The organism is Nocardioides sp. AN3, from assembly GCF_054653495.1.
Window position 1 is genome coordinate 146,982 of the sequence record NZ_BAAIGC010000002.1, and the last position, 24,137, is coordinate 171,118.

A 24,137-nucleotide genomic window follows, 5' to 3' on the forward strand; every position below is an offset into this window, starting at 1 on the left:
GCAGCACTGGCCGGGGCACACCCGGCCACGCCCGGTGGGGTCAGTGGATCAGCTCGGTGACGACCTCGTAGACGGGCGCGCCGGGTGCGGGCGGCACGTCGGCGTACTGCGCGAGGTCGTGGAAGAAGGTCTTTGGGTCGATCGCGCCCTCGGGGCCGTGCACGCCGGGTTGGTGGACCTCGCCACGGGCGGCCATGAGCGCAGCGACCGCGAGGGGGATGCCGGTCATCTCGCCCATGTTGCGCTCGGGCTGAACCAGCGCCTGGGCGCCGACGCGGACGCGCTGTCCGTCCTTGGTGCCCTCGGCGATGGCGAAGATGTTGCTGGGTAGCACCGGTGAGGGGCCGGCGCTCTTGCCGCTGAGGTTGGGCTGGCGCAGCAGCTCGTCGGAAGCCTGTCGTACGTCGAGCTCACCGGACCGGACGCGTCCTGCGATGCGGGTGATGGCCTCCATCAGGCCGCGGCGCGCGCTCATCACGTTGAGCGACTCGCGCACCTCCGGCCGGACGCGCGGGAGCGTCAATGGCTCGGGGTGGCCGCACACCCAGACCGGGTCGGTGCCGACGCCGGGGTAGGTCAGGGTGGTCTCCTCGAGACCATAGCCGTCGACGAGGCCGCCGTCTCGCCAGAGCTTGATCGGCTCGGTGCAGTTGTGCACCCAATGCTCGATGGCGGCGGTGGCGTCGGGGAAGTCCTGGCCCTCGCCGGCGCGGGGGAAGTGCGCGGCGGAGGCGCGCCAAGAGGTGTAGACGCGGTCGACGGTGTCGCACTCGTCCATGGCGAGCATCGCGAGCAGGTTGCTGGTGCCGGGGCTGGCGCCCATGCCGATGACGGCGGTCACGCCGGCCGCGCGGGCGGCGTCGTCGAGCTCGAGCATCTCCAGCGTCGGCTCCCAGTCGTCGCAGATGTCGAGGTAGTCGGTGCCGGCGGCGATCGCCGCGCTGAGCACCTCACGACCGAACCGGTAGAACGGTCCTGCGCAGTTGAGCACGATGTCGACGTGATCGAGAGCCAACGACAGTGCGTCGGAGTCGGAGATGTCGAGCGCGAGGGAGGTGGCCTTCGGCCCGAGGTCGATCGCCAGCTTCGCGGCCTTCTCATCATCGCGGTCGGCGACGATGACCTGCTCGACGGCCTCGGCCTGCGCCAGGACGCGGCACGCGTAGGCACCCATCTCGCCGGCGCCGCCTGTGACGAGCACCCGCTTGGGTGCGGTGTGGTTCGTGTCCATGGACGCATCGTGGCTCACCGAAAGAGGCGGCCACGGGCCGCCCGGTGGTCTATGCCCACCTGGGGGAGTGGATCAGCGGTTGTCGACGGACTGCTGCGTCAGCCAGCTCGCGATCTGGGTGCGGGAGGTGAAGCCCAGCTTGGTCAAGATGGTTTCGACGTGCCCCTCGGCGGTGCGCAGCGAGATGACCAGGCGGGCGGCTATGTCTTTGTTCGTCATGCCGGCCGCGACCATCTCCGCCACCTCGCGCTGCCGGCGGGTGAGCAGTGATGCGGCCGGCGCGACGGAGCCACCGGTCGTCGGCGCGACATCCTGTCGTAGCGCCAGTGCGACGGCCTCCTCGGTCGGCATCGACCGGCCCTGCCCGAGCGCGAGCTCGAATGCCGCGTCGCCGGCCTGCTTGCGCGCCATGGCCTCGAACTGCTCGCGCTGGCTGATGAGGTGGCGGGTCCCGACCGCCGAGCTCCAGAGGCGGTCGGCGGCACCGAGCAGGGTGGCCGCTCGTGTCCCGTCCCCCTGCGCCGACGACGTCCAAGCGAGCAGCTCGAGCGCGAAGGCGAAGCCGAGAGTGTCGTGCAGTTGCTGCTTGATGGCCAGTGCCTCGTGCAGGTCGGCCTCAGCGCGGTCGACCTGCTCGCGCAGCAGGGCGACGTACCCTCGTCCCCACAGCGCGTAGGAGAGGTTCCACTGGTCGCCGTTGGCCTGGCACTGCTCGAGCAGTGCGTCGAGGACCTTCGCGGCGTGGTCGACCTCGCCGTTGAAGAGGTACGCCGCGGCGAGCTCGATCCGCAGGCTGTCGGGGTACTGCGCCTGGACCCCGGTTCGGACATAGCCCTCGAGCGCCTCGGTCAGCGGAGGTATCGCGCTGCTGGGGTCGGAGCTGACGGTCTGACGCATCCCCAGCGCATGCAGGGCGTAGGCGATCGCTGGGGCGTCGTCCAGCTCGCGCGCGAGGGCGAGCGCCTCCTCGGGCAGCGTGGCCATCGCCTCCTCGTCCCCCTGGAACACGGCGATGTAGGCCGCGGTGGCCAGTGCCCAGGCGCGCTCGTGGGACGGCTCGCGGTCCAGCGCGAGGGCTCGGTCCAACCAGAGGCGGCCCTCGTTGAGATGGCTCGTCCCGCCCCACAGCCAGGGAACGGCGGCCATTCGTAGCGCGGTCCGGGCCTCGCCGGGCTCGGAGGTGGAGAACTCCAGCGCGCGGCGCAGGTTGGCATGCTCGGTCTCGAGCCGTTCGGCCCACTCGCTCTGATGCGGCCCGACCCACTCGGCGCCGGCGGTCTCGACGAGCCAGAGGCACCAGTCGCGGTGCCGACGGCCGAACTGCTTCGACGCTCCCGCCTCGGTCAACCGGTCCTGACCGTAGGCACGCAAGGTCTCCAACATCCGGAAGCGGACATGCCCTTCGTGCTCGTCACGCAGGAAGATCGACTTGTCCACGAGGCCGGAGGCGGTGTCGATCACCGCCGAGGGCGGCAGGTCCTGGTCGGTGCAGACGGCTTCCATGGCCTCGAGGGTGAAGCTGCCGGCGAAGACCGACGCCCGCGCCCACAGGGCCTGCTCGGTCGGGGTGCACAGGTCGTGGCTCCAGTCGACGAGCGCCTGCAGCGTCTGGTGCCGTTCGGGCAGGTTCCGGTTGCCCTCGCGCAGCAGGCCGTACCTGTCATCGAGCCGGTTGACCAGCTCCTCCGGGGTCAGCACCCGTAGTCGGACAGCGGCCAGCTCGATCGCCAACGGGATCCCCTCCAACCGCTGACACAGGCGGACGACGGCGACCTCGTTCTCCGGCGTCAGCACGAAGCCAGGGAGGACGGCAGCGGACCGCTCGGCGAACAGCATGACGGACGGGTACTGCAGGGCTGTCCCTGGACGGATGGTGGCCTCGGGGTGCGGCGCCGGCAGCGGAGCGAGCGGGTAGGTGTACTCGCCGGCGATCCGGAGCGCCTGGCGACTGGTCGCAAGGATCTGGACGTCGGGGGCCACCCGCAGCACGTGGTCGGCGAGCTCGGCGACGGCCTCGACGATGTGCTCGCAGTTGTCGAGGATCAACAGCAGGTGACGCGACCGGAGATGCTCTCCGAGCACTGTCATCGGCGGTCGCGTCGACTGCTCCTGGATGCCCAGGGCGTCCATGATGGTCTGCGGGAGCAACGCGGGGTCGGTCAGCACAGCCAGCTCCGCGGAGTAGACCCCGTCCGGGAACGCGCGGCGCAGCTCGTCCGCCACGCGGAATGCGAGCCTGGTCTTCCCGACGCCGCCGATCCCGGTCACTGTCACCATTCGAGCCGTCGAGCACAGCTGACGGACCGCAGCAAGGTCCTGCCGGCGGCCGACGAAGCTCGTCAGCTCGACCGGAAGTTGGGACGGCGCCTTTGCTGACCGTGAAGCCATCAAGTCCTCGGTGACGTCGGCAGGATGGGTCGTCGCGATGCTACCGCCGGCTGGGGGCATGAGGTCAGAGATGCCGCTCGCTGATAGTGGGCGCGTGGCGGCCTTTGCCAGGCCGCCTCGGGGGACCCGGGGATCCTGTCAAGGCCGAGCCGACGATGGTTGCGACTAGCCCGTGAAGCCCACCCATCCGGGGGAGGTGGCGCCCGGGGTCACGGCAACAGGCCCAGCTCCTGCGCACGGCTGGCAGCCTGTGCTCTGTTGCGAACGCCCAGCTTGCGATACACCGCGCTGGTGTGCTGCTTCACCGTGTGGCGGGAGAGGTTGAGCAGGTCGGCGACCTCAGGGTTGCTCAGGCCGGTCGCCAGGTGCTGCAGGACGTCCAGCTCACGCGGAGAGAGCTGCGCTCCGGTGGGGCCACTGTCTCTGGGGAAGATCTTCGCGCCCTCGGCAACGCGCTGCAGAGCGCTGGCGATCACCTGGCGCGGCATCTGCTTCGACAGCGAGCCGACCGCGCCGTGGCTGAGCGCCATGGCGGCGGAGACCCGACCCTCACCGGACATGAGCACGACCCGCACGTGCGGCATCCGGTCGCGGAAGGAGCGGCACAGCTCCAGCGCCGAGCGCGAGGCCAGCGAGGTGCTCACCAGCACCAGCTGCGGGTGATGCCTCTGGGCGACGTGCCACGCGACGTCGGCCGACCTGGCCACCAGGCAGGAAGCCACCCAGCTCTGCTCGCAGAGGATCGAGCGGAGACCCGCTTGGACGAGCTCGTTCTCGTCGACGACGAGCACACGCTGGAGCTGACAGCGGTCTTCGGGACCGGACGCGCGGTCGTCGAGAGCGGGGGCAGGCGCGAGCCTCGGGGCGGGGACCGGTTCGAGGGCAAGGACCGCGCTCATGCCCGCGCCGCCTTCGACGCGCTCTGCTGCTTGCGAGATTCACCCATCGCTCCTCCTCCGGCCGGCTCCGCGTCATGGAGCGTCTGCGGAGAAGAGTCGTACGGGGGACTACGCGGAACACCCCGGGAACTACGTGCGTAGCTACCTGTCCGGTGAGGGGGATCACAGTCGGACAGGCGTCAGTCGAAGCGCACGACCCCCCGGATCAGCTCGCCGGCGAGCAGGTCCTGATAGCCCTGGTTGACCTCCTCGAGCTTGTACTCGCGGGTGACCAGCTCATCGAGCTTGAGCCGGCCGCTGCGGTACAGGTCGAGCAGCTTGGGGACGTCGTACTGCGGGTTGAACTGACCGAAGATGCAGCCCTTGACCGTCTTCTGGAACATCGCGAGCTGAGCGGCGGGCAGCTGGACACTGAGATCGTCCCACGGGCCCATCGCCGTGATCGCGACGGTTCCCGCCTTGCCGACGACGTTGAAGGCGTGCGTCACCACCTCGGGGTTCACGTCGCCGACGATCACCATGGCCTTCTCGGCGCCTTGCCCGTTGGTCATCTCCCAGACGGCCTCGAGCGCGGACTCGGCGTCGGCGAAGACGTGGGTCGCGCCGAGCTTGAGGGCGGTGTCTCGCTTGAACGCGACCGGGTCGACGACCACGACGTTCTTCGCGCCGGCCGCGGCAGCACCCTGAACGGCATTGATGCCCACGCCGCCCGAGCCGTAGATGACCGCCGTGTCGCCCACCGAGACGCCGGCTGCGTTGACGGCGGTGCCCCAGCCGGTCGGGACGCCACACGAGGCCAAGACGGCCTTCTCCAGCGGATGTGACTCGTCGACCTTGATCACCGAGTGCTGCGAGAGCGTGCCGAACTGCGAGAACGAGCCGACCGAGCACATGCCGCCGGCGTCCTCGCCGTCCAGGCGGAACCGGAACGTGCCGTCGGGCAGCTGGCCGTCGAGCAGGAACTCGCCGAGGTCGCAGAGGTTCTGGTGGCCGGTCCGGCACCAGCGGCACTCACTGCAGCTCGGGATGAAGCTCACCAGGACGTGGTCGCCGGCCTTGACCTTGGTGACGCCCGGCCCGACCTCCTCCACGACGCCGGCACCCTCGTGGCCGCCGACGATCGGCAGCCGTGACGGGAAGTCGCCCTTCATGAGATGGAGGTCGGAGTGACAGAGGCCAGCTGCGACGTACCGGACGAGGACCTCGCCCTCCTGGGGGCCGTCCAGCTCGAGCTCGACGATCTCGAACGGCTTGCCGACCTCGGTCAGCACGGCAGCAGTGGTCTTCATGTGCGGTCCTCGTCTGGTTGGGTGGGAAGGCGGTACGGCGACGCTAGGTTGCGCGCACGTCGCGGTCGCCCTTCGCAGACGGCCGACACCCGAGTGGGGGACCTCACCGGTTGTTCATCGATCCCCCGAGTGGGCGCCCTTGACAATGTCGGCCGACGTGACCCGCTCGAAACCGCGTGGAATCACTGCCAACCATCCACAGAGGAGACCGCTCGCATGGTGCAAGCTCGTGAAGTCGTCGAGGCCGAGGCCGAGGCCGAGGCCCGTCTCCGTCGCGAGCTGGCCGCGGTCTACCGCCTCGTGCACCACTTCCAGATGACCGATCTGATCTTCACCCACATCTCGGCGCGTCTGCCAGGGCCCCAGCACCGCTTCCTCATCAATCAGTACGGTCTGATGTTCGACGAGATCACCGCGTCGAACCTCGTGGTCATCGACCTCGACGGCAACCTCGTCGACGCGCAGCCGGGGGTGATCGTGAATCCGGCTGGGTTCGTCATCCACTCGGCGATCCACCGCAGCCGGGATGATGCGCAGTGCGTGCTGCACACCCATACTCGAGCAGGCTGCGCTGTGGCCGCCCAAGAGGGCGGCCTGCTGCCGTTGAACCAGATGTCTCTGATGTTCTACAACCGCGTCGGCTATCACGGCTACGAGGGTGTGGCCCTCAACAGAGACGAGCAGGAGCGCCTCGTTGCGAACCTCGGTGACAACCACTCGCTGATCTTGCGCAACCATGGCTTGCTGACCGTGGGCACGTCGGCGGCGGAAGCGTTCCTCCGGATGTTCTACCTCAACCGCTCGTGCCAGATCCAGGTCGACGCCCTGGCTGGTGGCACAGCTGTCGTGTTGCCCCCGGCGGAGATCTGCGAGCACGTCGTCCGGCAGTTCGAGGGGACAGAGGACAGCGACGACTACTCAGACAGCGCGGGTGACGAGCTCGTGTGGGAGTCGCTCCTTCGACTGGTCGAGCGGCACTATCCCGACTACGCGGACTGAGCTGCTCGGCGCGCGGGCCCGCGCCCGTCTACCCGAGCTGAGCAGTGCCCCGGGCGGCGTAGGGAGTGCGCCCGAAGACACGGCGCACCATGGGTTCGAAGTGCTCCATCGGGAGAGTGTCGTAGGTCGGGTCGAACGAAGGGCAGTCCCAGTCCCGGCAGAACGCCTCGCAGTCGTCGAACCACGGATGTCCGCGGAACTCCTCCCGAGCATCGGGGTCCATCCCGATCTTGTCCCAGTAGTACTTGCCCTGGAAGATGTCGTGCTGCTCGACGATCCAATGGGTCCTCTCGGACACGTACGGCTTGAGGATGGACGCAGCGAGGGCGGCGTGCGCATACGGCGCCAGCTCGTCGCCGACGTCATGGACGAGCGCGGCCACCACCATCTCCTCGTCGGCCCCATCGCGGAAGGCGCGGGTCGCGGCTTGCAGTGAGTGTTGGAGGCGGGTGATGCGGAACGGCTGCGGGCCGTCTCCGAGCCGCCGCACGGCGGCCAGGACGCGGTCGGCGAGGCCGACCAGCTCGGCCTCCTCGCACCTGGCGATGATCTCCCAGTCTTCCCGGGTGCTCTTGTCGATGCTGGTGAACGTCGCCTTCAACATCCCGCTCCTCACTCCTCCGTCGGACCAACAGGTGCTCATGCGTTTCCTTCGAGTGGTCTCACACAGTGGCACCCGGCGGGGCCTCGCGCGCTCCGCCTGGGACGCCAGGGTTCCCCGGCTGGGGGAGTGTCGGAGCGCTGCCTGCCCGGTTGATAGGGCCGTTGCTGCCCCAACCGGGGGATGCCGACGATGATCTGGAGCACGCGCCGCGAGGGCGTTCCTAGGTTGACCGGACCATCGTCCATCAGAGCAGGAGCAATCCGTGACCGACATCGCCGCGCAGCCGTTCACCCCGACCCTCGGATCGGAGGTGCCCGCCGCGCTGTGCCTGATCGACGGCGCCTGGGTCGAGGGGCAGGGGCCGATGAAGGACACCGTGAACCCGGCGACGGGAGAGGTGGTGACGCGGGTCGCCTACGCCTCGGCCGAGCAGGTCGACGCCGCGGTCGCGGCTGCCAAGAAGGCGCAGAAGGAATGGGCCAAAGTGCCGATGGCGGCGCGCGCCGACATCATCGTCGCCGCGGCCGACGCGATGGAGGCGCGGGCGGCCGAGATCGGCTGGTGGGTCTCGCGCGAGATGGGCAAGACACTGGCGGAGGCACGCGACGAGATCCTCGAGATCACGGTCCCGGTCACGCGGGCGACAGCCGCCGAGGCGCGGGGATTTGCTGGCTCGACGCCGCCCGCGAGCAGCGCGGCGTATCCGCGGCGTCGGGTGCAGACCATCTTCCAGCCGATAGGTGTCACGTCGTTCATCTCGCCGTGGAACTTCCCCGTCGAGATGATCGGCAACGCCGCAGTCGCGCTGCTCACGGGCAACGCCACTGTGTGGAAGCCGAGCGAGTGGGCGCCGTACGCCCCGCAGCTGATCACCGAAGCCTTCCTGTCCGTCGGCGTTCCTGAGGGGCTCGTCAACCTGGTCTACGGCGGCCCCGAGATCGGCGAGCACCTGGTGGCGAACCCGGATGTGGGCCTGGTGGCCTTCATCGGCAGCACTGCCGTTGGCGAGCAGATCGCCCGCGCGGCCGGCGTCAAGCGGCTCCTGCTGGAGCTCGGCGGCAACGGGCCGCAGATCGTCCTTGATGACGCGGATCTTGACAAGGCGGTCGAAGCCGCGACCCTCGGCTGCTTCTACCAGGCCGGTCAGGTGTGCACCTCAGCAGAGCGGATCCTCGTGCACGAGGACGTCCACGACGAGTTCGTCGCGAAGATGACCGCAGCAGCGAAGGCGATCAAGATCGGCGACCCGCAGGCCGACGGCACCGACATGGGGCCGCTCAGCGACAAGCGGATCCTCGACAAGGTCGTGGCACACGTCGAGGATGCCCGCGCGAACGGTGCGACGGTCACCACCGGCGGCCACCACGAGGGCCTGTTCTACGCACCGACCGTCCTGTCCGGCGTCACGCCGGACATGGTCATTGCGCGGGAGGAGACCTTCGGCCCGGTCGCGCCGATCATCAAGATCAGCAGCGCCGAGGAAGCACTGACGATCGCCAACGACAGCCCCTACGGCCTGAGCATGTCCGTCTTCACCAGCGACCTCGCCACGGCCTTTGACATGGCGGAGGGACTCGAGGCGGGCGCCGTCAACGTCAACTCCTCGACCAACGACTGGGAGCTCAACGGTCCGTTCGGCGGCTGGAAGAAGAGCGGGATCGGTCGAGAGCTCGGCGTCTTCTGCATGCGCGAGTTCAGCAACGTCAAGACGATCACCTTCGATCTCGGCTGACACCGAGCGCCGAGGGAGCGACGACGAGCCGATCGTCCGGTCGGAGGCTGGCCGCATGGCCGCAACCCGATCAGCACGTCAGTCGACCGGACGTCAGCCGTCGATGCCCCACTTCTTGGCCGCGGCGAGCAGCGACGCGGTGTGGAAGACGATCAGCTCGCGGTAGCCGCCGGTCATCTCCCAGGTGCCGGACCAGCCTTTGGGCGCGACGAACCAGTCGCCCGGGCCGTAGGTGTCGACCCGCCCGTCCGCTGACGTCAGGACCGCCTTGCCGCTGAGGATGTGCACGTGCTCGTCGTAGGGCAGGTCGGTGAACGCGACCGAGCCGTCGTCGGACTCGTAGACGCACGTGGTGATGTCCTCCCCGGCGTACCAGACGACGTTGCGGTTGGTCGCGATCGGGCGCGGCATCATCTCGGCCGGCCACATCGGCATCGGAGGGAGATTCCTGCCCTCGAGGTGGTCGCGCTTGGCGGGCACCGGATGGATCTCGGTCACGAGAAGAGCTCCTTGTGGGTGGTGATGTAGTCGTGCAGGGTCTCCTGCGCGCGCCCCAGCATCCGGGTGATGGTGTCGACGTGCTGGACACCGGCGTACGAGCCGGTCTCGTGGCTGAGGTAGGTCATCAGCTGGTCGAACGCCGGGCCCATGGCCTCGCGCAGCGGGCGGTCGTCGTCGACGTAGGTCACGGTCTCGCCGAGCACCTCGGTGAAGATCTCCGCGAGGCCGGCGAAGTCGTGACGGTCGGGCGAGGTCAGCACGTGCTCGCGCCCCACGTGATCGGCCGGGTCACCGGACAGGACCTGCGCGAGGATCTCGGCGACATCGCCCTCCGACACCCACATCCGGGGGCAGTCGGTGCTGGAAGGCATGGCGACGCGACGATGCGGCTTGACGTCCGTGGCCACGAACGACGGCAGGTTGAACATCAACCACGCCGGGGCATTGACGTAGCAGACCGGCAGGCCGCTCTCGTCGAACAGCGGCTTGGCGACGACGTGCAGGCCGGCGCCACAGCGCGCGGCGACGTACGCCGGATCGGTTTGCTCGAGGGTGAGGCCCGGTGGCATCCCGAGCAGCCGCACGAGCAGCTCGACAGTGCCGGCCTTCTGAGCGGCGCGGATGATGTTCGGAGTCACCACGGACTCGTCCGTGACGATGTCCGGGGTCACCACGAGGACCCTGTCGATGCCACGCATCGCGTCGGCCAGGCTGGCCTCGTCGTTCCAGTCGCAGAGCACCGCCTCGGCGTCGGGGAACCGCCGGCTCAGACGACGCAGGCCGGGCTCGCGACTGGTCGCGACCCGCAGCGACTTCGGGTCTCTGTCCTGCAGGTGGGCGGCGGTGAGACCGCCCAGATTTCCGGTCGCTCCGAGGATCAGTGTCTTTCCCATGGGTCGAGTAGAGCCCCGGACCGGCCGGGCAGCGCGTGCAAGCGCGTGCAACACCCCCAGTTGGGCGGGTCGGCGGTCCGGGGCTCTGTGATCGAGCCGTGCCGGGACGGTCAGGCGTCGGTGCGGGCCACCTTGGTGAGCGCGAAGAAGCCGAGGCCGCCGAGGCCGGCCTGCTCGGCCTCGCCCAGGTTCTTCACCGCTGCCTCGAGCAGGCGAGCCTTGAAGCCGGCCTCCTGCATGACACCGAGCGTGGCGCGGCAGCCCTCGGCGTACACGCCCAGGTAGGCGGCCTCAGTCTCGTGCTCATCGCTCACGATGGCGGAGACGGCTTCCTTGCCGTTGGCTGCCAGTGCCTGGAAGGCCATGTCGCTGATCGCGTTCAGGGTGTCAGCGTCGATGCCCTGGGACAGCGCGTAGGTCGCGGCCTCGACGTAGGCGTTGAGCGCGGCGGAGTAGAAGCCACCGATGATCGCGGCGTCGAGCACGCTCGCCGCCTTGATGTTGTCCGACACGAGCGCGGAGTACGGGCCGGGAGTCATCAGCGCCTGCTCGTGCTCGGCCCACGCCTGGGGAGAGCCCGAGTAGAGGATCATGCCCTCCTCGGTGCCTACCTGCTGCGGGTAGCAGAGGATCGCGCCGTCGAGGTAGCGCGCACCACGCTCGGCCGCCCACTTCTCCATCTCCACGGCCTCGGTGGGGGTGCCCGTGCCGATGTTGACCAGCGTGGTGCCGGCCCAGTCGGTGACGCCCGCGAGCGACTCACGGGTGGTGCCGTACGTCGAGGTGCAGGCGACGACGAGCTTGGCGGAGCGGACAGCCTCGGCGACGTCGCGGACCGGAGTGACGCCGTCCGGCGCAAGTGCATCGGCCTTCTCCGGCGACCGGTTCCAGGCGGCTGTGGTGAGGCCCTGAGCGGCGAAGTTGCGGGCCAGGGCGGCGCCCATCAGGCCGCAGCCGAGGACGGCCACGTCATAGGTCTTGGTGGTCTCAGTCATGTGTTCGCTTTCTGTTTCGCGGTGGGACCGGTCAGGACGCGCGGGGACCGAGACGGACCGGGAGCGTGATGCGCTGGTTGACGAAGTAGGACTCGGCGAACGGCGCGGCGCCGATGATCTCCATCTGGGGATAGCGCGACAGCGTCTCCTGGAGCATGATCCGCAGCTCGAGGCGGGCGAGGGCGTTGCCGAGGCAGAAGTGGCGACCACCGGCGCCGAAGGCCTGGTGCTCGGGGTTGCGGGTGACGTCGAACCGGTCCGGATCGTCGTACTTCGCCTCGTCACGGTTGGCCGAGGGGTACCACAGGACGACCGAGTCGCCCTCCTTGATCTGGGCGCCGCTGAGCTCGACGTCCTTCGTCGCCGTGCGGCGCATCAGGGTGAACGCAGGGAACATCCGCAGCGCCTCCTCGACCGCGCTCGGCACCAGCGACATGTCGTCGAGCACCTTCTGGCGCTCAGCGGGGTTCTGCATCAGCGCGATCATGGCACTGGTGAAGGTCGCCATGGTGGAGTCGTTGCCGGCCGCGAAGAGCAGCAGCATTCCCGCGATGATCTCCTCGTCGCTGAGCTTGTCTCCCTCGACCTCGGCCTTGATCAAGATGCTGATCAGGTCATCGCCGAGGTTCGCCTTCCGCGTCTCGACCAGGGTGAAGCACTGCTCCATCAGGTCGGGGATGAAGACGTTGATCCACTCCTCGAGGCCACCCGGGTTGTAGTGCGGGTCGTCCAGGGCGATGTAGCGGCTCATGTTGTGGATCCAGCGCGCGTCGTCCTCCTCTCCGATGCCCATGAAGCCGTGGATGACCCGCGCGACGATCGGCTTGGAGATGTCGTTGACGAGGTCGCAGGTCTCGCGACCCTCGAGCCGGTCGAGCACATGGGTGACGGCCTTGAGGACCGCGTGCTCCTCGGCGGCGATGCGCTCCTGCGTGAAGCCCGCGAGGAAGAGCTGCTTGAGCCGGTCGTGTCGTGGCGGGTCGAGGTTGATCATGTCGAGCTTCGACTGTTCCTTGAGGTCCTCGGGCATGCCGTCCCAGGTGAGGTCGGTGGCGCCGTCGCGGTTCGAGGAGAAGGTCTTCCAGTCGCGGCTGACCTTCGCGATGTCCTCAGCCTTGGTGATCGACCAGAAGCCCCGGGCCTCGGGGACGCCGACGACCTCGGGTGAGTGGTGCACGGGGCACTTGCCGCGCATCTCCTTGAAGACCTCGTGCGGCGGGCCGTCGATCCACAGCTCAGGGTTGGCGATGGTGAAGCTGTCGTCGTCGATCGCAGTCATGGGTTCCTCCCACGTCGGAGCAGGTCAGAGTCGTTTCAGGTAGCGCGAACGTAGGTTGCGGGTCCGCGCCGGGTGTGACCCCGGCAACAGGTACGCCCAGTTGGGGGAGTGCCGGGGTCATCGATCGGTGAAGCGGGTCAGGCGTTCTCCGCGTCCCACGCAGCGGCGGTGATCCCGCGAGCGCGCACCTGGTCCTTGTTGACCCGCTCGGTGGGGGTCTTCGGAAGCTCCCCGACGATCTCGAGGTAGCGCGGCAGCGCATGCTTGGGAAGGTCGGCGGCGAGGAACTCGCGCACGGCTGCAGCGTCGATGTCCGCGCCGTCGCGGGGCACCAGGAGCGCCGCCACGTCCTCCTCACCCAGATCCGACGGCACGCCGATGACGGCCGCCTCGAGCACGGCCTCGTGCTTGGCGAGCGCGAGCTCGACCTCCCACGCCGACACGTTCTCGCCGCGTCGCCGGATCGAGTCCTTCAACCTGCCGACGTAGTAGAGGTAGCCGTCCTCGTCGGCGCGCATCCGGTCACCGGTGTGGAACCACAGGTTTCGCCAGGAGGCGAGAGTCGCCTCGGGCTTGTTCCAGTAGCCGGCCATGATGACATCCGGCATCCGCGGCCGCAGGACGAGCTCGCCGATCTCGCCGACGGCGACCGGGCGGTCGTGCTCATCGACCAGCTGCGTCTCGAGCTCGGGGGAGGGTCGGCCGACCGCGCCGAGGCGGCGATCGTCCGGGCTGTTCATGGTGATGCCGAGCGCCTCGGTCATGCCGTACATCTCCACGAGGACGACGCCGAAGCGCTCCTCGAAGTCGTGCTGGATGGCGACCGGCAGGCCGCCCCCGACGCCGATGAGCGGACGTGTGCTCCTCTCGCCGGGCCGCCGTGGCGCGGAATGGAGCATCGACAGCATCGTCCCGAGGTAGGCGAAGTAGGACGCATCGCAGGCGCGCACCTCGTCCCAGAACCGGCTGACGCTGAACCGCTTGCCGAGCGCGAGCCGGCCGCCGGTCATCAGGCAGGCGACGACGTAGGACCGGGCGTCGGAGTGGAAGAGCGGCTCGGCCGTGTAGCAGGTCTCCCCGGCCTGCATCCCGAGGGCGAGCGCTCCTCGGCGGGCCCAGGTGACGTGGTAGGCCTGCGGCAGCATCACTCCCTTCGACGGGCCGGTCGTCCCGGAGGTGTAGATCATGGTGGCGATGTCACTCTCAGCCGGCGGCTGCAGGGTGGCGGCACGCCCGAGGTCCAGCAGCTCGGCGTAGGTCAGATGGCGGGTGCGGGGACCGAACGGGCTCTCGCCGCCGTCGGGCTCGATGACGATGGCGAACTCCGGGTGCTCGTCGACGACCTCGGCCAGCGCGCGCAGGTAGTGCGGAAGACCGAAGACCACCCGCGGAGCGCAGTCCTCGACCAAGTAGCGCAGGAACGCACCCCGGGCGTCGGGGTTGATCGGCACGTCGATCATGCCGGCGGCGTCGATCCCGAGCCACGCGGCCACGGTCTCGAAGCGGTTGTCGGAGACGATGACGCCGCGGTCGCCCTTGCCGAGGCCGAGCGACTGGAGCGCGGCGCCGATCGCGCGGACCGAGGCATGGAGCTCGGCGCGGGACCAGTCCTTTCCGTCGATGAGGAGGGCTGGCGCTTCCGGGAACAGCTCGGCCTGCTCCTGGAGTACGGCGAAGACGGTGGCGTGAGCCATGGTGGAGGCTGCCTCTCTCTGTGGCCTCGGGAACCGGCTCGGCCACGAGGTGCACGGCGGCTCGATGGGATGGAGGGGCTTAGGGAACCCGCCACGCATCCGGTCGGGGTGGCCTCTCGGGAAGCGGCACCCGACTGGGGGAGACGGCTTCTGGGCTCGTCATCCCCCGACTGGGCGCGGTGCCGCCGATGCCGCCACCGCGCACCGTGCCAGCCGCGACGATCGAGCCATGCAGATCGACTCCGCCATCCGTGAAGAGAAGTGCGACGTCATCGTCATCGGCGCGGGCGCCGCAGGCCTGGTCGCCGCGACGACTCTGTCGCCGAACGCCGACGTGATGGTCCTGGAGGCCGACACCCGCGCCGGTGGGCGCGTGGAGTCAGTGCGCCGGGGCGGCTACTGGCTCAACGTCGGCACCCAGTTCACCGAGGGCGAGGGTCCCCTCTTCGACGTGATGGACCGCTTCGAGATCGAGCGCGGTTCGCTCGCCGGCCGCAAGGCCGCCCTCTACCTCAAGGGCCGGTTGGTGACGACGGACAGTCCCACGCTGCTCTTGCTGCGCTCCCGTATGTCGCTGGCGGCCAAGGTCGAGCTGGCGCGGGTCGGGCTACGGATCAAGTGGGCCTACCGCCGGCTGTTCGGCAAGAATGCCACGACCGCGCTCGCCTGCCGCACGCGGCTGGAGTCGCAGACCGGCGCCGAGGCTCTGATGCGCGGCGTGAGGTCTCCCGAGATGGTGGCGTTGTTCGACGCATGGTCGGGACAGTGGATCGGCTGCGACCCGGAGGAGACCGCCGCCACCCAGCTCGCCGTCTCGATCGGCACGGCACTGGAGAAGGCCGCCAAGGTGCCCAACTTCGCGCTGCCCGTGGGCGGGAACCAGACCTTCACCGACGCGCTCGCCGCCGAGCTCGGCGACCGGTTGCGCCTGGGCGCGGAGGCGCGTCAGATCACCTGGAGCGATGACGAGGTGACGGTCGAGTACGTCGATGTGAGCGGCCCGGTTCGGGTGACGGCACGCCGGGCGATCGTCGCGACGCCAGCCGACCGGGCGCTGGAGATCATGCCCGAGCTGCCGTCGGCCCAGCGTGCCGCGCTCGCCGACATCAAGTACGGCCGCTACATCCTGGCCGGCGTCTTCACGACGGAGGAGGGGGCACAGCGGTGGGACGACTACTACGGCATCTCGACACCCGAGCTGTCCTTTCAGATGGCGTTCAACCACGCGGCACCGCTGCGAGCCGCCGGCCCGCGCCGGCCCGGCGGGGCACTGGTCCTGCTGGCTGGTGGCTCAGCCGCGGACAAGCTCGCCGAGCTCGCCGACGAGGAGATCGAGCAGCGGTTCCTGCGCGACCTGCTGTCCATGTTCCCGGAGCTCGAGGGACAGATCGACCACGTCGTGGTCAAGCGCCAGCCTCGCGTGGTCTCCTACTGGGAGCCGGGCAAGCGCACCACGTCGCAGAGCACACTGCGCGAACCGATGGGCCCGATCCGGTTCGCCGGCGACTACCTCGCCGACCCGTCCCTGGCGGCGGCCGCCGCCGCGGGCCAGCGCGCTGCGCACAAGACGCTGGAGAGCATGGCGTAACCAGAGACGAAATGAGGGCGCGGCCAGCAGGCGCTGGCCGCGCCCTCGTTCGCATCCAGGCTCGGAAGTCCTCTGAGTCTTGGGCTTCAGAGTCCCATGTCGTGGGCGATGATCAGCTTCATCACCTCGGAGGTTCCGCCGTAGAGCCGGTTGACCCGGTTGTCGGCGTAGAGGCGTGCGATGGGGTACTCGTTGATGAAGCCATAGCCGCCGTGCAGCTGCAGGCAGCGGTCGATGACGCGGTGGGCGACCTCGCTGCAGAAGAGCTTGGCGGACGCGGCCTCGGCAGCGGTGAGCTCGCCTGCGTCGAGTGCTTCGAGTGCGCGGTCAGTGACGGCCTCGGCCGCGTCGACCTCGGCCTGGCAGGCGGCGAGCTCGAACTTGGTGTTCTGGAAGCTGGCCACGGGCTGGCCGAACACCTTGCGGTCGGTCACGTACGCCTTCGCGAGCTCGACGGCGGCCTTGGCCTGGGCGTAGGCGCCGTGGGCGATGCCCCAGCGCTCGGAGGCGAGGTTCTTGCCGAGATAGGAGAAGCCCTGGTTCTCCTCGCCGAGCAGGTCCTGCGCCGGGACCCGGACGTCGACGAAGGCCAACTCCGCGGTGTCGGAGGTGCGCAGCCCCAGTTTGTCCAGCTTGCGCCCCACGGAGTAGCCCGGGAGCGAGGTTTCGACCGCAAACAGGGAGATGCCGTAGCGGCGATCATCCTCCTTGGCGGGGCTGGTCCGGGCCGCCACGATCACGCGGTCGGCCAGTGCACCCCCGGTGATGAAGGTCTTGGCACCGTTGAGCACGTAGTGGCTCCCGTCAGCCGAGAGCTTCGCCGTCGTCCGCATCCCCGCGAGGTCCGAGCCCGCGCCGGGCTCGGTCATGGCGAGCGCCCACATCTCCTCGCCGGTGACGAAGCTGGGCAGGTAGCGGGCCTTCTGCTCGTCGGTGGCCAGCATCTGCACGTAGGGGAGTGCGAGGAGGACGTGTGCGCTGGAGCCGCCCAGGAGGACGCCGACGCGAGCGATCTCCTCGTATTCGATGGCGGTGAACTTGTGGGTGGCGAGTCCCGCGCCGCCGTACTCCTCGGCCACCGAGATCCCGAACAGACCGAGCTCGCCGAGCTTGAGGTACAGCTCCTTGGGCACGACCCCGGCGGAGAACCACGCGTCGTAGTGGGGCAGCACCTCGGCCTCCAGGAAGGCGCGCAGGGTCTTGCGGAAGGACTCGTGGTCGTCGTCGAAGACGGTGCGGTGCATGGGGGACCTCAGCTCGTTGGGATGCGTGGTTTCGGCGGTCGAATGTAGGCACCGGCGAGGAGGGAACCCGGTCGCTGATCCCGGTGATGCCCGGGTGGGGGATGGAGGGGGCACGTCTGCGCCGGGAGCCAGGCCCGAGACATGCGCACCCCCCGGTTGGGCAGTCTTCGGCGCTCACCCCCCATCGACGCACGGATGACCCGGACATTGGGCGTCGTACCTGCCTGAACGCAAGGAGAGTCCCGCCATGACGCTGAAGCTGACGCTCGATCTCGACGGATGCACGGGATGCGCGTGCTGCATGATGGAGTGCCCCGACCTGTTCGACATCGACGACGAGTCGGGCATGGCGATCCTTCTGGAGCCCGCGCCAGCCGACGACCGCCTCGAGGAGGCCGAGCGCGCTGTGCGCTCGTGCCCGGAGAACGCGATCAGCCTCGAGCGGGTCTGAGCCATGGATCGCGTGGTGGTGGTCGGCGGATCCGTCGCAGCGGTGAACGCCGTCGACGGCTTGCGGCACGCGGGCTTCGAGGGTGAGGTCATGCTGGTCAGCGCCGAGGAGGTGCTGCCCTACGACCGCCCGCCGCTGTCCAAGGAGGCGCTGCGCGAAGGGCATCAGCACCACACGCTCCTGCTCAAGGAGCCCAGTTGGTACAACGAGCAGGACGTCCGCGTGTCCCTCGGCAGGCGGGCCGTCGGTCTCGATCCGGCCGGCAGGAGGGTGACCCTCGAGGGTGGCTCTGAGCTCCCGTACGACGGCCTTGTCATCGCCACCGGGTCGCGGACCCGCGCGCTTCCGCCGCTTGCCGGTGTGCCTGGTGTCTTTGAGATCCGTACGCTGTCCGACTCTCTCGCCCTGCACGCCGAGCTCGTGCCCGGCCGCCATCTCGTCGTGATCGGCGCGGGGTTCATCGGCCTCGAGGTCGCGGCGACGGCCCGGAAGATGGGCCTGGACGTCTCCGTCGTCGAGATCGCCCAGCTCCCGCTGACCCGCGTCCTCGGCACCGAGATCGGACGTTGGTTCCTGGATCACCACACCGACCAGGGCGTCCGGCTCCACGTCGGCACCGGCGTCGACCGGGTCGAGGCCACGGCGGGCGGCTCGAAGGTGCACCTCTCGGACGGCACCGTCCTGTCCGCCGACCTCATCGTCGCGGGCGTCGGCGTCGTGCCCGACACGGGGTGGCTCGAGGGCAGTGGCATCGAGCTCTCCGACGGCGTGGTGTGCGATGAGACGCTGCGCACCTCGGCACCGGGCGTCGTCGCCGCTGGCGACATCGCCCGGTGGCCGAACGGCCTCTTCGGCGAGACCATGCGCGTCGAGCAGTGGCTCAACGCGGTCGAGCAGGGCACCCATGCCGCCAGGACCCTGATGGGGGCGAACGAGGCGTTCGCCCCGGTTCCCTACTTCTGGTCCGACCAGTTCGACGCCAAGGTCAAGTTCGTCGGGTACGTTACCGGCGATGACGTGATCCACGTGACGCAGCCCAGCGAATCCTCGCTCGTGGCGCTGTTCGGCCGCGGCGATCGCCTGCGCGGTGCCCTGTGCATCAACTCCCCGCGCCAGCTCGCGCTCTCCAAGCGCGACATCCTCAACGGCGTTCCGTTCGCTGACGCGGCGGCCGCGCTCGGCTGACGCCGACGTGTCCTGGCGACGCTGACACCGCGTCGCGCCCGAGCAATGCGCAGACGGGAGGTCGAATGCGACACGTCCCCGAGCTCGACCTCGCTCTGTGGGCGTCGCGCCAGGAGTCCGGGCTCGGGGGGATGGAGATCGTCGGCGAGGCGCCGTACGCCGAGTCGTTCTTCATCAACCAGGTGAAGGCGCTACCGTCAGGCTCGGCCCGCGGGCCTGAGACCTGCGGGCCTGAACCCGCGGTCAGGACAGCTCGAAGCCGTGGTATCCGGCGGCGGCGACGCCGTCGGCGATCTCCTTGTACATCCCGACACCGCCGACGAACGGCATGAAGACGCGCTGCTTGCCGGGGATGTTCGCGCCCATGTACCAGGACGCGGCCTGCGGCATCAGGGTCAGGTCGGCGAGATCGTTGTTCGCCTGCACCCAGTTGTCCTCGTTCTCCGTCAGCGGCTCGATACGCCTCAGGCCGCGGTCGCGCAGGCTGGTGAGCGCATCGGCGATCCACTCGACGTGGTACTCCAGCGAGGTGATCACGTTGGAGAGCACCGACGGGCTCTGCGGGCCGCAGATCGTGAACAGGTTGGGGAACCCGGCAGACATGAGGCCGAGGTAGGTGCGCGGGCCGTGCGCCCACTTCGCGCTCAGCGTCCGGTCCGCGTTGCGGATCTCCATGGCGTCGAGCGCTCCGGTCATCGCGTCGAACCCGGTCGCCATGATGATCACGTCGAGCTCGTGCTCCGCACCGCCGGCCTGGATGCCGCGTGCGGTGACTCGCTCGATCGGCTCCTCCAAGATGTCGACCAGCGTCACGTTGTCCTGGTTGTAGACCTCGTAGTAGCCGGTATCGACACACAGCCGCTTGGTCGCGATCGGGAAGGTGGGGAGCAGCTTCGCCGCGACCACGGGGTCCTCGACCTTTGCGCGGATCCGCTCGCGGACGTACGCTGACACGCGTTCGTTCGCCTCAACGTCGATCAGCACGTCGGCGAACGTGTCGGTGAAGCACAGGCCGCCGACATCCCAGCGTTTGTCGAGCGCGGCGGAGGTCTCGGAGGCCGGGATCTCGGCCAGCGACGTGGTCTCGACGGGGCACTGGTAGCCGCTCGGGGTCATCCGGCTCACCACCCGGCGCGCCGGGTAGTCGGCCTTGACGCTCGGCAGGAGGTCGGCGACGGGGCCGTTGTGCGCGGGTACGGCGTAGCAGGCGGTGCGCTGGAAGACGGTCAACGAACCGACGAGCGGCGCGATGGCGGTGATGGTCTGCAGCCCGGAGGAGCCGGTGCCGATGACGCCGACCCGCTTCCCGGCCAGGTCGACGCCGTCGGGCCAGCTCGAGGTCCAGTACAGCTCGCTTGCGAAGTCGTCGAGCCCCGCGATGTCGGGCCGCGAGGGAACGGACAGGCAACCGGTGGCCGCGATGACGTACGACGCCGTGCGGGTGGTCCCGTCGGACGTCGACACCGTCCAGTGCCGGGCGACCTCGTCCCAGTCGAGCGCCTCGACCCGGGTGCCGAAGACGATGTCGCGGCGCAGGTCGAAGCGGTCGGCGACGTGGCGGGCGTAGCGGAGGAGCTCCGGCTGGGCGGCGTACCGCTCGGTCCAGATCCACTCCTGCTCCAGGTCGGCGTCGAACGAGTAGGAGTACTCGATCGACTCGATGTCGCAGCGCGCACCCGGGTAGCGGTTCCAGAACCAGGTGCCCCCGACGTCGGCGCCCGCCTCGACCACGACCACGTCGAAGCCGCGCTGCCGCAGCAGGTGCAGCTGGTACATGCCGGCGAATCCGGCGCCGATGACGAGGACGTCGTGGTCAGCCATGGAGGGACTCCTCGATGGAGGTGGAAGCGGAGGTGAGGGTGGTCAGGTGATCGCTCAGCAGCCGGAGGCCCTGGTCGTAGCCGGGGAGAATCCCCGCCATCTGCATGAATCCGTGCATCTGGGTCTCGGCCACCTCGAGCCGCACCGGCACTCCGGCTTCGCGCAGTGCGTGGGCATAGGCGACGCCGTCGTCGTGCAGAGGGTCGTACGCCGCGAGGTAGACCAGAGCGGGCGGGAGGCCGGCCAGCGACGGGGCGTGGATCGGCGAGGCGTCCGGGTCGGTGCGCCCTTCCTTGTCCGGGACGTACTGGTCCCAGAACCAGATCATCGTGTCGCGGTCGAGGAACAGCTGGTTCTCCGGCGCGAGGTAGGAAGTGGTGTCCACGTCGCAGCCGGTCACCGGGTAGATCAGGATCTGCTGGTCGATGCGCGGACCGTTCCGGTCGCGCGCGCGGCGAGCCAGCACCGCGGCGATGTTGCCACCGGCGCTGTCGCCGGCGACGACCAGCGGGACCCCCGCCGGGGCCAGGTCGGAGGCGTTCTCGGCAGCCCACTGGAGCGCGGTCCAGCCGTCGTCGATCGCCGTGGGGAACGGGTGCTCGGGAGCCTTGCGGTAGTTCACGAGGACGACCGTGACCTGGCCGCCGTTGACCAGGTCCCGGGCGACGTGGTCGTACTGCAGGTCGATGTCGCCGAGCACCCAGCCACCGCCGTGGAAGTAGACGACGACTGCCCGCGGCCTCTGCGCAGGACGTAGCACGCGCACGCGGAAGGTGCCACTGTCGGCGCCCGTGAGGCGCAGGTCCGAGACCGAGCCGACCGCCGGGCCGGGCCCGCTGTGACCGGCCAGGATCATGTCACCCAGCCGGACGATGGCCGGCGTGAGCTCTCTGACGGGCGGCGTCCCGGCAGCTGCCAGCTCGTCCATGAGGGCGCGAGAAGCACCGTCCAACGGCATGCTCATTGCGCGGTCAGACCACCATCGGTCACGAGCACCTGGCCCGTCATGTAGTCGGACGCCGAGGACGCGAGGAAGATCGCCGGGCCGGCGTACTCCTCGGGCTGCGACCAGCGCCCCGCGGGCACCTGCTTGCGGATGTAGTCCGCGACGCCCTCCTGGCCCAGCTGGGGCAGCATCGCCGTCTCGACGAAACCGGGGGCGAGAGCGTTCACCTGCACGTTCTTGCGCGCCCACTCGAGGGCGACGGCCCGGGTGAGACCCACGAGCCCGTGCTTGGCCGCGATGTAGGCGCTGTCGTCGCGCATGCCGACCAGGCCGAGGACCGAGGCGACGTTGATGACCTTCCCTCCGCCGTCCTTGAGGAACGGCGAGGCGGCCTTGGTCATCACCCAGCACGACTGGAGGTTGAGGTCGACCACCCGTTGGAAGACGGCGAGGTCGGTCTTCTCGATCGGGGAGTCGTGGTCGTCGGCGGCGTTGTTGACCAGGATGTCGATGCCGCCGAGGGTCTCGGCTGCTGTGAGGATCGCGGCCTCGGCGGACTCCGGCGCGAGCAGGTCGGCGGCCTGGACGTCGATCGTGCCGCTGAACTCAGCACCCAGCGCGGCGGTCTCCTTCAGGCCCTCCTCCGATCGGGCCATGATCAGCACGTGTGCCCCCGCCTCGGCGTACGCGAGCGCGATCGCCCGGCCGATGCCGCGGCTGGCTCCGGTGACGATGGCTCGCTTGCCGGCGATGTCGAAGATGTCGGTGGTCGAAGTCATGAGGTCGAGGATGCGCGTGCTGACCGCCGTGCTCTGCGATTCCAACGGCGGGGACCGCCCGGTTGGGTGATGTCCGCACCCTGCCCCGCGGAGCCGGCCTCCCCCGGGCGGGCGGTGTTTCCCGGCGAGGGTCACCCACCCCGGACCGACGACGGGAGCGTGGCGGGACGAAGCACAGTCCAGCTACGACCAGAGAGGACGTCGTGAGCACCTACGCCATCGTCGACCCGTACACGGGGCAGACCGTCCAGGAGTTCGCCGCACTGACCGATGACCAGCTCGAGGCGAAGGTCGCTCATGCCGACGAGACCTACCGGACCTGGGGCCGGACCCTCTCGCCTGCCGAGCGCGGTGCCCTGCTCGGCCGTGTCGCCGAGCTGTACGCCGAGCGCCGCGACGAGCTCGCCCGCATCATCAGCCGCGAGATGGGCAAGCCCGTCGAGCAGGCCGGGCTCGAGGTCGACTTCGCCAGCGCGATCTACGACTACTACGGCCGCAACGCCGAGAGGTTCCTGGCCGATGAGCCGGTGGCGCTCGAGTGGGGCGAGGGCACAGCCGTTGTGCGGCGTACGCCGGTCGGCGTGCTCCTCGGCGTCATGCCATGGAACTACCCCTACTACCAGGTCGCCCGGTTCGCCGCGCCCAACCTGATGGCCGGCAACACCATCGTGCTCAAGCATGCCGCGCAGTGCCCGGAGTCGTCCGCGGCCATGGAGCAGATCTTCCTGGACGCGGGCCTGCCCGCCGGCGCGTACGAGAACCTGTATGCGACCTACGCGCAGGTCGACCGGTTGATCGCCGACCCGCGGATCCAGGGCGTCTCCGTCACCGGTTCGGAGGGCGTCGGTGCGCATGTGGCCGAGATCGCCGGGCGCAACCTGAAGAAGGTCGTCCTCGAGCTCGGGGGGAATGACCCGTTCATCGTGCTCAGCACCGACGACCTCGACGCGACGGTGGAGGCCGCTCTCGGCGTGCGCTTCTACGACAACGCCGGCCAGATGTGCTGCGGCGCGAAGCGGTTCGTGGTGATCGACAGCCTCTACGACGGGTTCGTCGAGAAGATGACCGGGGCGCTGGCCCAGCTGACGCCGGGTGATCCGTCGAACGCGGAGACCGCCCTCGGCCCGCTGTCCTCGGTCGGTGCGGCCGAGTTCCTCGAGGACCAGGTCAACCGGGTCGTCGCCGGGGGCGCCAAGGTGCTCGCCGGTGGTTCGCGGGACGGAGCGGCGTACGCGCCCACCGTGCTCGCGGACATCGACCCCACCAACGAGGCGGCCCGCGAGGAGCTGTTCGGTCCCGTCGCAAGTCTTTACCGCGTCTCCTCGGAAGAGGAGGCGATCAGTGTTGCCAACGACTCTCCTTTCGGACTGGGGTCCTACGTCTTCACCACGGACGCCGACCAGGCGCAGCGGGTGGCCACGGCGCTCGACGCAGGCATGGTCTTCGTGAACATCGTGGGCGCGGAGGAGCCGGGCCTGCCCTTCGGCGGCACGAAGCGCTCGGGCTTCGGGCGCGAGCTCGGTCCGTTCGCCGTCGACGAGTTCGTCAACCGCAAGCTCATCCGCATCGCCGGCTGAGCTTCACGCATTCGACGCTGTGGCAGGGCCTCCCCCACCCGG

The 24,137-nt window shown here is 69.3% G+C and carries 20 protein-coding genes; 6 read left to right on the top strand and 14 right to left on the bottom strand.

All coding sequences use genetic code 11. From position 1 onward, the window contains the following. Positions 1 to 40: 40 nt before the first annotated feature. From ACYQ1K_RS03350 to ACYQ1K_RS03365, 4 genes are all read right to left on the bottom strand, one after another. Positions 41 to 1,231, bottom strand: coding sequence for a saccharopine dehydrogenase family protein (locus tag ACYQ1K_RS03350; protein ID WP_459981385.1), 1,191 nt, complete (start codon positions 1,229 to 1,231; stop codon positions 41 to 43). A gap of 72 nt (positions 1,232 to 1,303) precedes the next feature. Further along, entirely contained in the window at positions 1,304 to 3,619 is a 2,316-nt protein-coding gene (locus ACYQ1K_RS03355; RefSeq protein WP_459981386.1) for an ATP-binding protein, read from the bottom strand. Positions 3,620 to 3,828: 209 nt separating this feature from the next. Then, entirely contained in the window at positions 3,829 to 4,518 is a 690-nt protein-coding gene (locus ACYQ1K_RS03360; RefSeq protein ID WP_459981387.1) for a LuxR C-terminal-related transcriptional regulator, read from the bottom strand. A gap of 179 nt (positions 4,519 to 4,697) precedes the next feature. After that, positions 4,698 to 5,807 (bottom strand): NDMA-dependent alcohol dehydrogenase, encoded by a 1,110-nt coding sequence (locus tag ACYQ1K_RS03365; RefSeq protein ID WP_459981388.1) that lies wholly within the window; start codon positions 5,805 to 5,807, stop codon positions 4,698 to 4,700. A gap of 216 nt (positions 5,808 to 6,023) precedes the next feature. Between ACYQ1K_RS03365 and ACYQ1K_RS03370 the strand changes: the two genes are divergently transcribed. Beyond that, positions 6,024 to 6,806: a class II aldolase/adducin family protein gene (locus ACYQ1K_RS03370; RefSeq protein ID WP_459981389.1), complete on the top strand. Its 783-nt coding sequence runs from the start codon at positions 6,024 to 6,026 to the stop codon at positions 6,804 to 6,806. Between the two features lie 28 nt (positions 6,807 to 6,834). Here the strand turns inward: ACYQ1K_RS03370 and ACYQ1K_RS03375 are convergent, their stop codons facing one another. After that, entirely contained in the window at positions 6,835 to 7,410 is a 576-nt protein-coding gene (locus ACYQ1K_RS03375) for an HD domain-containing protein (protein WP_459981390.1), read from the bottom strand. A gap of 262 nt (positions 7,411 to 7,672) precedes the next feature. Between ACYQ1K_RS03375 and ACYQ1K_RS03380 the strand changes: the two genes are divergently transcribed. Beyond that, complete coding sequence (locus tag ACYQ1K_RS03380) at positions 7,673 to 9,142, top strand: aldehyde dehydrogenase family protein (RefSeq protein WP_459981391.1); 1,470 nt, start codon at positions 7,673 to 7,675, stop codon at positions 9,140 to 9,142. Positions 9,143 to 9,235: 93 nt separating this feature from the next. Here ACYQ1K_RS03380 and ACYQ1K_RS03385 read toward each other — a convergent pair whose 3' ends face one another. The 5 genes from ACYQ1K_RS03385 to ACYQ1K_RS03405 form a co-directional block, all read right to left on the bottom strand. Next, positions 9,236 to 9,640, bottom strand: a complete 405-nt coding sequence (locus ACYQ1K_RS03385) for a cupin domain-containing protein (RefSeq protein ID WP_459981392.1) — start codon at positions 9,638 to 9,640, stop codon at positions 9,236 to 9,238. Beyond that, positions 9,637 to 10,536, bottom strand: coding sequence for an NmrA family NAD(P)-binding protein (locus tag ACYQ1K_RS03390; protein ID WP_459981393.1), 900 nt, complete (start codon positions 10,534 to 10,536; stop codon positions 9,637 to 9,639). The genes ACYQ1K_RS03385 and ACYQ1K_RS03390 overlap by 4 nt, the downstream gene beginning before the upstream one ends. 110 nt (positions 10,537 to 10,646) lie before the next feature. Further along, positions 10,647 to 11,663 (bottom strand): NAD(P)-dependent oxidoreductase, encoded by a 1,017-nt coding sequence (locus tag ACYQ1K_RS03395; RefSeq protein WP_459981600.1) that lies wholly within the window; start codon positions 11,661 to 11,663, stop codon positions 10,647 to 10,649. Then, on the bottom strand, positions 11,563 to 12,810 hold the full coding sequence (locus ACYQ1K_RS03400; RefSeq protein WP_459981394.1) for a cytochrome P450: 1,248 nt from the start codon (positions 12,808 to 12,810) through the stop codon (positions 11,563 to 11,565). Before ACYQ1K_RS03400 ends, ACYQ1K_RS03395 begins: the two co-directional genes overlap by 101 nt. Before the next feature lie 137 nt (positions 12,811 to 12,947). Then, a complete protein-coding gene (locus ACYQ1K_RS03405; RefSeq protein WP_459981395.1) occupies positions 12,948 to 14,504 on the bottom strand; it encodes an AMP-binding protein in 1,557 nt (518 codons plus the stop codon). Between the two features lie 229 nt (positions 14,505 to 14,733). Here ACYQ1K_RS03405 and ACYQ1K_RS03410 point away from each other — a divergent pair, with 229 nt between their 5' ends. Further along, positions 14,734 to 16,092, top strand: a complete 1,359-nt coding sequence (locus tag ACYQ1K_RS03410; RefSeq protein ID WP_459981396.1) for a flavin monoamine oxidase family protein — start codon at positions 14,734 to 14,736, stop codon at positions 16,090 to 16,092. A gap of 86 nt (positions 16,093 to 16,178) precedes the next feature. On the opposite strand, the gene ACYQ1K_RS03415 is transcribed toward ACYQ1K_RS03410, so the two are convergent. Next, on the bottom strand, positions 16,179 to 17,336 hold the full coding sequence (locus tag ACYQ1K_RS03415) for an acyl-CoA dehydrogenase family protein (protein WP_459981397.1): 1,158 nt from the start codon (positions 17,334 to 17,336) through the stop codon (positions 16,179 to 16,181). Between the two features lie 247 nt (positions 17,337 to 17,583). Between ACYQ1K_RS03415 and ACYQ1K_RS03420 the strand changes: the two genes are divergently transcribed. Then, positions 17,584 to 17,787: a ferredoxin gene (locus ACYQ1K_RS03420; RefSeq protein ID WP_459981398.1), complete on the top strand. Its 204-nt coding sequence runs from the start codon at positions 17,584 to 17,586 to the stop codon at positions 17,785 to 17,787. 3 nt (positions 17,788 to 17,790) lie between these two features. Beyond that, positions 17,791 to 18,972: an NAD(P)/FAD-dependent oxidoreductase gene (locus tag ACYQ1K_RS03425; RefSeq protein ID WP_459981399.1), complete on the top strand. Its 1,182-nt coding sequence runs from the start codon at positions 17,791 to 17,793 to the stop codon at positions 18,970 to 18,972. Between the two features lie 243 nt (positions 18,973 to 19,215). Here the strand turns inward: ACYQ1K_RS03425 and ACYQ1K_RS03430 are convergent, their stop codons facing one another. From ACYQ1K_RS03430 to ACYQ1K_RS03440, 3 genes are read right to left on the bottom strand one after another with little or no spacing between them, the layout of a single operon-like run. Further along, positions 19,216 to 20,793 (bottom strand): flavin-containing monooxygenase, encoded by a 1,578-nt coding sequence (locus ACYQ1K_RS03430; protein WP_459981400.1) that lies wholly within the window; start codon positions 20,791 to 20,793, stop codon positions 19,216 to 19,218. Further along, positions 20,786 to 21,757, bottom strand: a complete 972-nt coding sequence (locus ACYQ1K_RS03435; RefSeq protein ID WP_459981401.1) for an alpha/beta hydrolase — start codon at positions 21,755 to 21,757, stop codon at positions 20,786 to 20,788. Before ACYQ1K_RS03435 ends, ACYQ1K_RS03430 begins: the two co-directional genes overlap by 8 nt. After that, complete coding sequence (locus ACYQ1K_RS03440) at positions 21,754 to 22,518, bottom strand: SDR family NAD(P)-dependent oxidoreductase (protein WP_459981402.1); 765 nt, start codon at positions 22,516 to 22,518, stop codon at positions 21,754 to 21,756. The genes ACYQ1K_RS03435 and ACYQ1K_RS03440 overlap by 4 nt, the downstream gene beginning before the upstream one ends. 203 nt (positions 22,519 to 22,721) lie before the next feature. Here ACYQ1K_RS03440 and ACYQ1K_RS03445 point away from each other — a divergent pair, with 203 nt between their 5' ends. Next, a complete protein-coding gene (locus ACYQ1K_RS03445; protein ID WP_459981403.1) occupies positions 22,722 to 24,095 on the top strand; it encodes an NAD-dependent succinate-semialdehyde dehydrogenase in 1,374 nt (457 codons plus the stop codon). Positions 24,096 to 24,137 lie beyond the last annotated feature (42 nt).

What these genes read in the sequence shown, in the direction of transcription:
- ACYQ1K_RS03350 (WP_459981385.1), bottom strand. Translation starts at nt 1,231, where the DNA reads ATGGACACGAACCACACCGCACCCAAGCGGGTGCTCGTCACAGGCGGC.
- ACYQ1K_RS03355 (WP_459981386.1), bottom strand. Translation starts at nt 3,619, where the DNA reads ATGGCTTCACGGTCAGCAAAGGCGCCGTCCCAACTTCCGGTCGAGCTG.
- ACYQ1K_RS03360 (WP_459981387.1), bottom strand. Translation starts at nt 4,518, where the DNA reads ATGAGCGCGGTCCTTGCCCTCGAACCGGTCCCCGCCCCGAGGCTCGCG.
- ACYQ1K_RS03365 (WP_459981388.1), bottom strand. Translation starts at nt 5,807, where the DNA reads ATGAAGACCACTGCTGCCGTGCTGACCGAGGTCGGCAAGCCGTTCGAG.
- ACYQ1K_RS03370 (WP_459981389.1), top strand. Translation starts at nt 6,024, where the DNA reads ATGGTGCAAGCTCGTGAAGTCGTCGAGGCCGAGGCCGAGGCCGAGGCC.
- ACYQ1K_RS03375 (WP_459981390.1), bottom strand. Translation starts at nt 7,410, where the DNA reads ATGTTGAAGGCGACGTTCACCAGCATCGACAAGAGCACCCGGGAAGAC.
- ACYQ1K_RS03390 (WP_459981393.1), bottom strand. Translation starts at nt 10,536, where the DNA reads ATGGGAAAGACACTGATCCTCGGAGCGACCGGAAATCTGGGCGGTCTC.
- ACYQ1K_RS03400 (WP_459981394.1), bottom strand. Translation starts at nt 12,810, where the DNA reads ATGACTGCGATCGACGACGACAGCTTCACCATCGCCAACCCTGAGCTG.
- ACYQ1K_RS03405 (WP_459981395.1), bottom strand. Translation starts at nt 14,504, where the DNA reads ATGGCTCACGCCACCGTCTTCGCCGTACTCCAGGAGCAGGCCGAGCTG.
- ACYQ1K_RS03410 (WP_459981396.1), top strand. Translation starts at nt 14,734, where the DNA reads ATGCAGATCGACTCCGCCATCCGTGAAGAGAAGTGCGACGTCATCGTC.
- ACYQ1K_RS03415 (WP_459981397.1), bottom strand. Translation starts at nt 17,336, where the DNA reads ATGCACCGCACCGTCTTCGACGACGACCACGAGTCCTTCCGCAAGACC.
- ACYQ1K_RS03420 (WP_459981398.1), top strand. Translation starts at nt 17,584, where the DNA reads ATGACGCTGAAGCTGACGCTCGATCTCGACGGATGCACGGGATGCGCG.
- ACYQ1K_RS03425 (WP_459981399.1), top strand. Translation starts at nt 17,791, where the DNA reads ATGGATCGCGTGGTGGTGGTCGGCGGATCCGTCGCAGCGGTGAACGCC.
- ACYQ1K_RS03430 (WP_459981400.1), bottom strand. Translation starts at nt 20,793, where the DNA reads ATGGCTGACCACGACGTCCTCGTCATCGGCGCCGGATTCGCCGGCATG.
- ACYQ1K_RS03435 (WP_459981401.1), bottom strand. Translation starts at nt 21,757, where the DNA reads ATGAGCATGCCGTTGGACGGTGCTTCTCGCGCCCTCATGGACGAGCTG.
- ACYQ1K_RS03440 (WP_459981402.1), bottom strand. Translation starts at nt 22,518, where the DNA reads ATGACTTCGACCACCGACATCTTCGACATCGCCGGCAAGCGAGCCATC.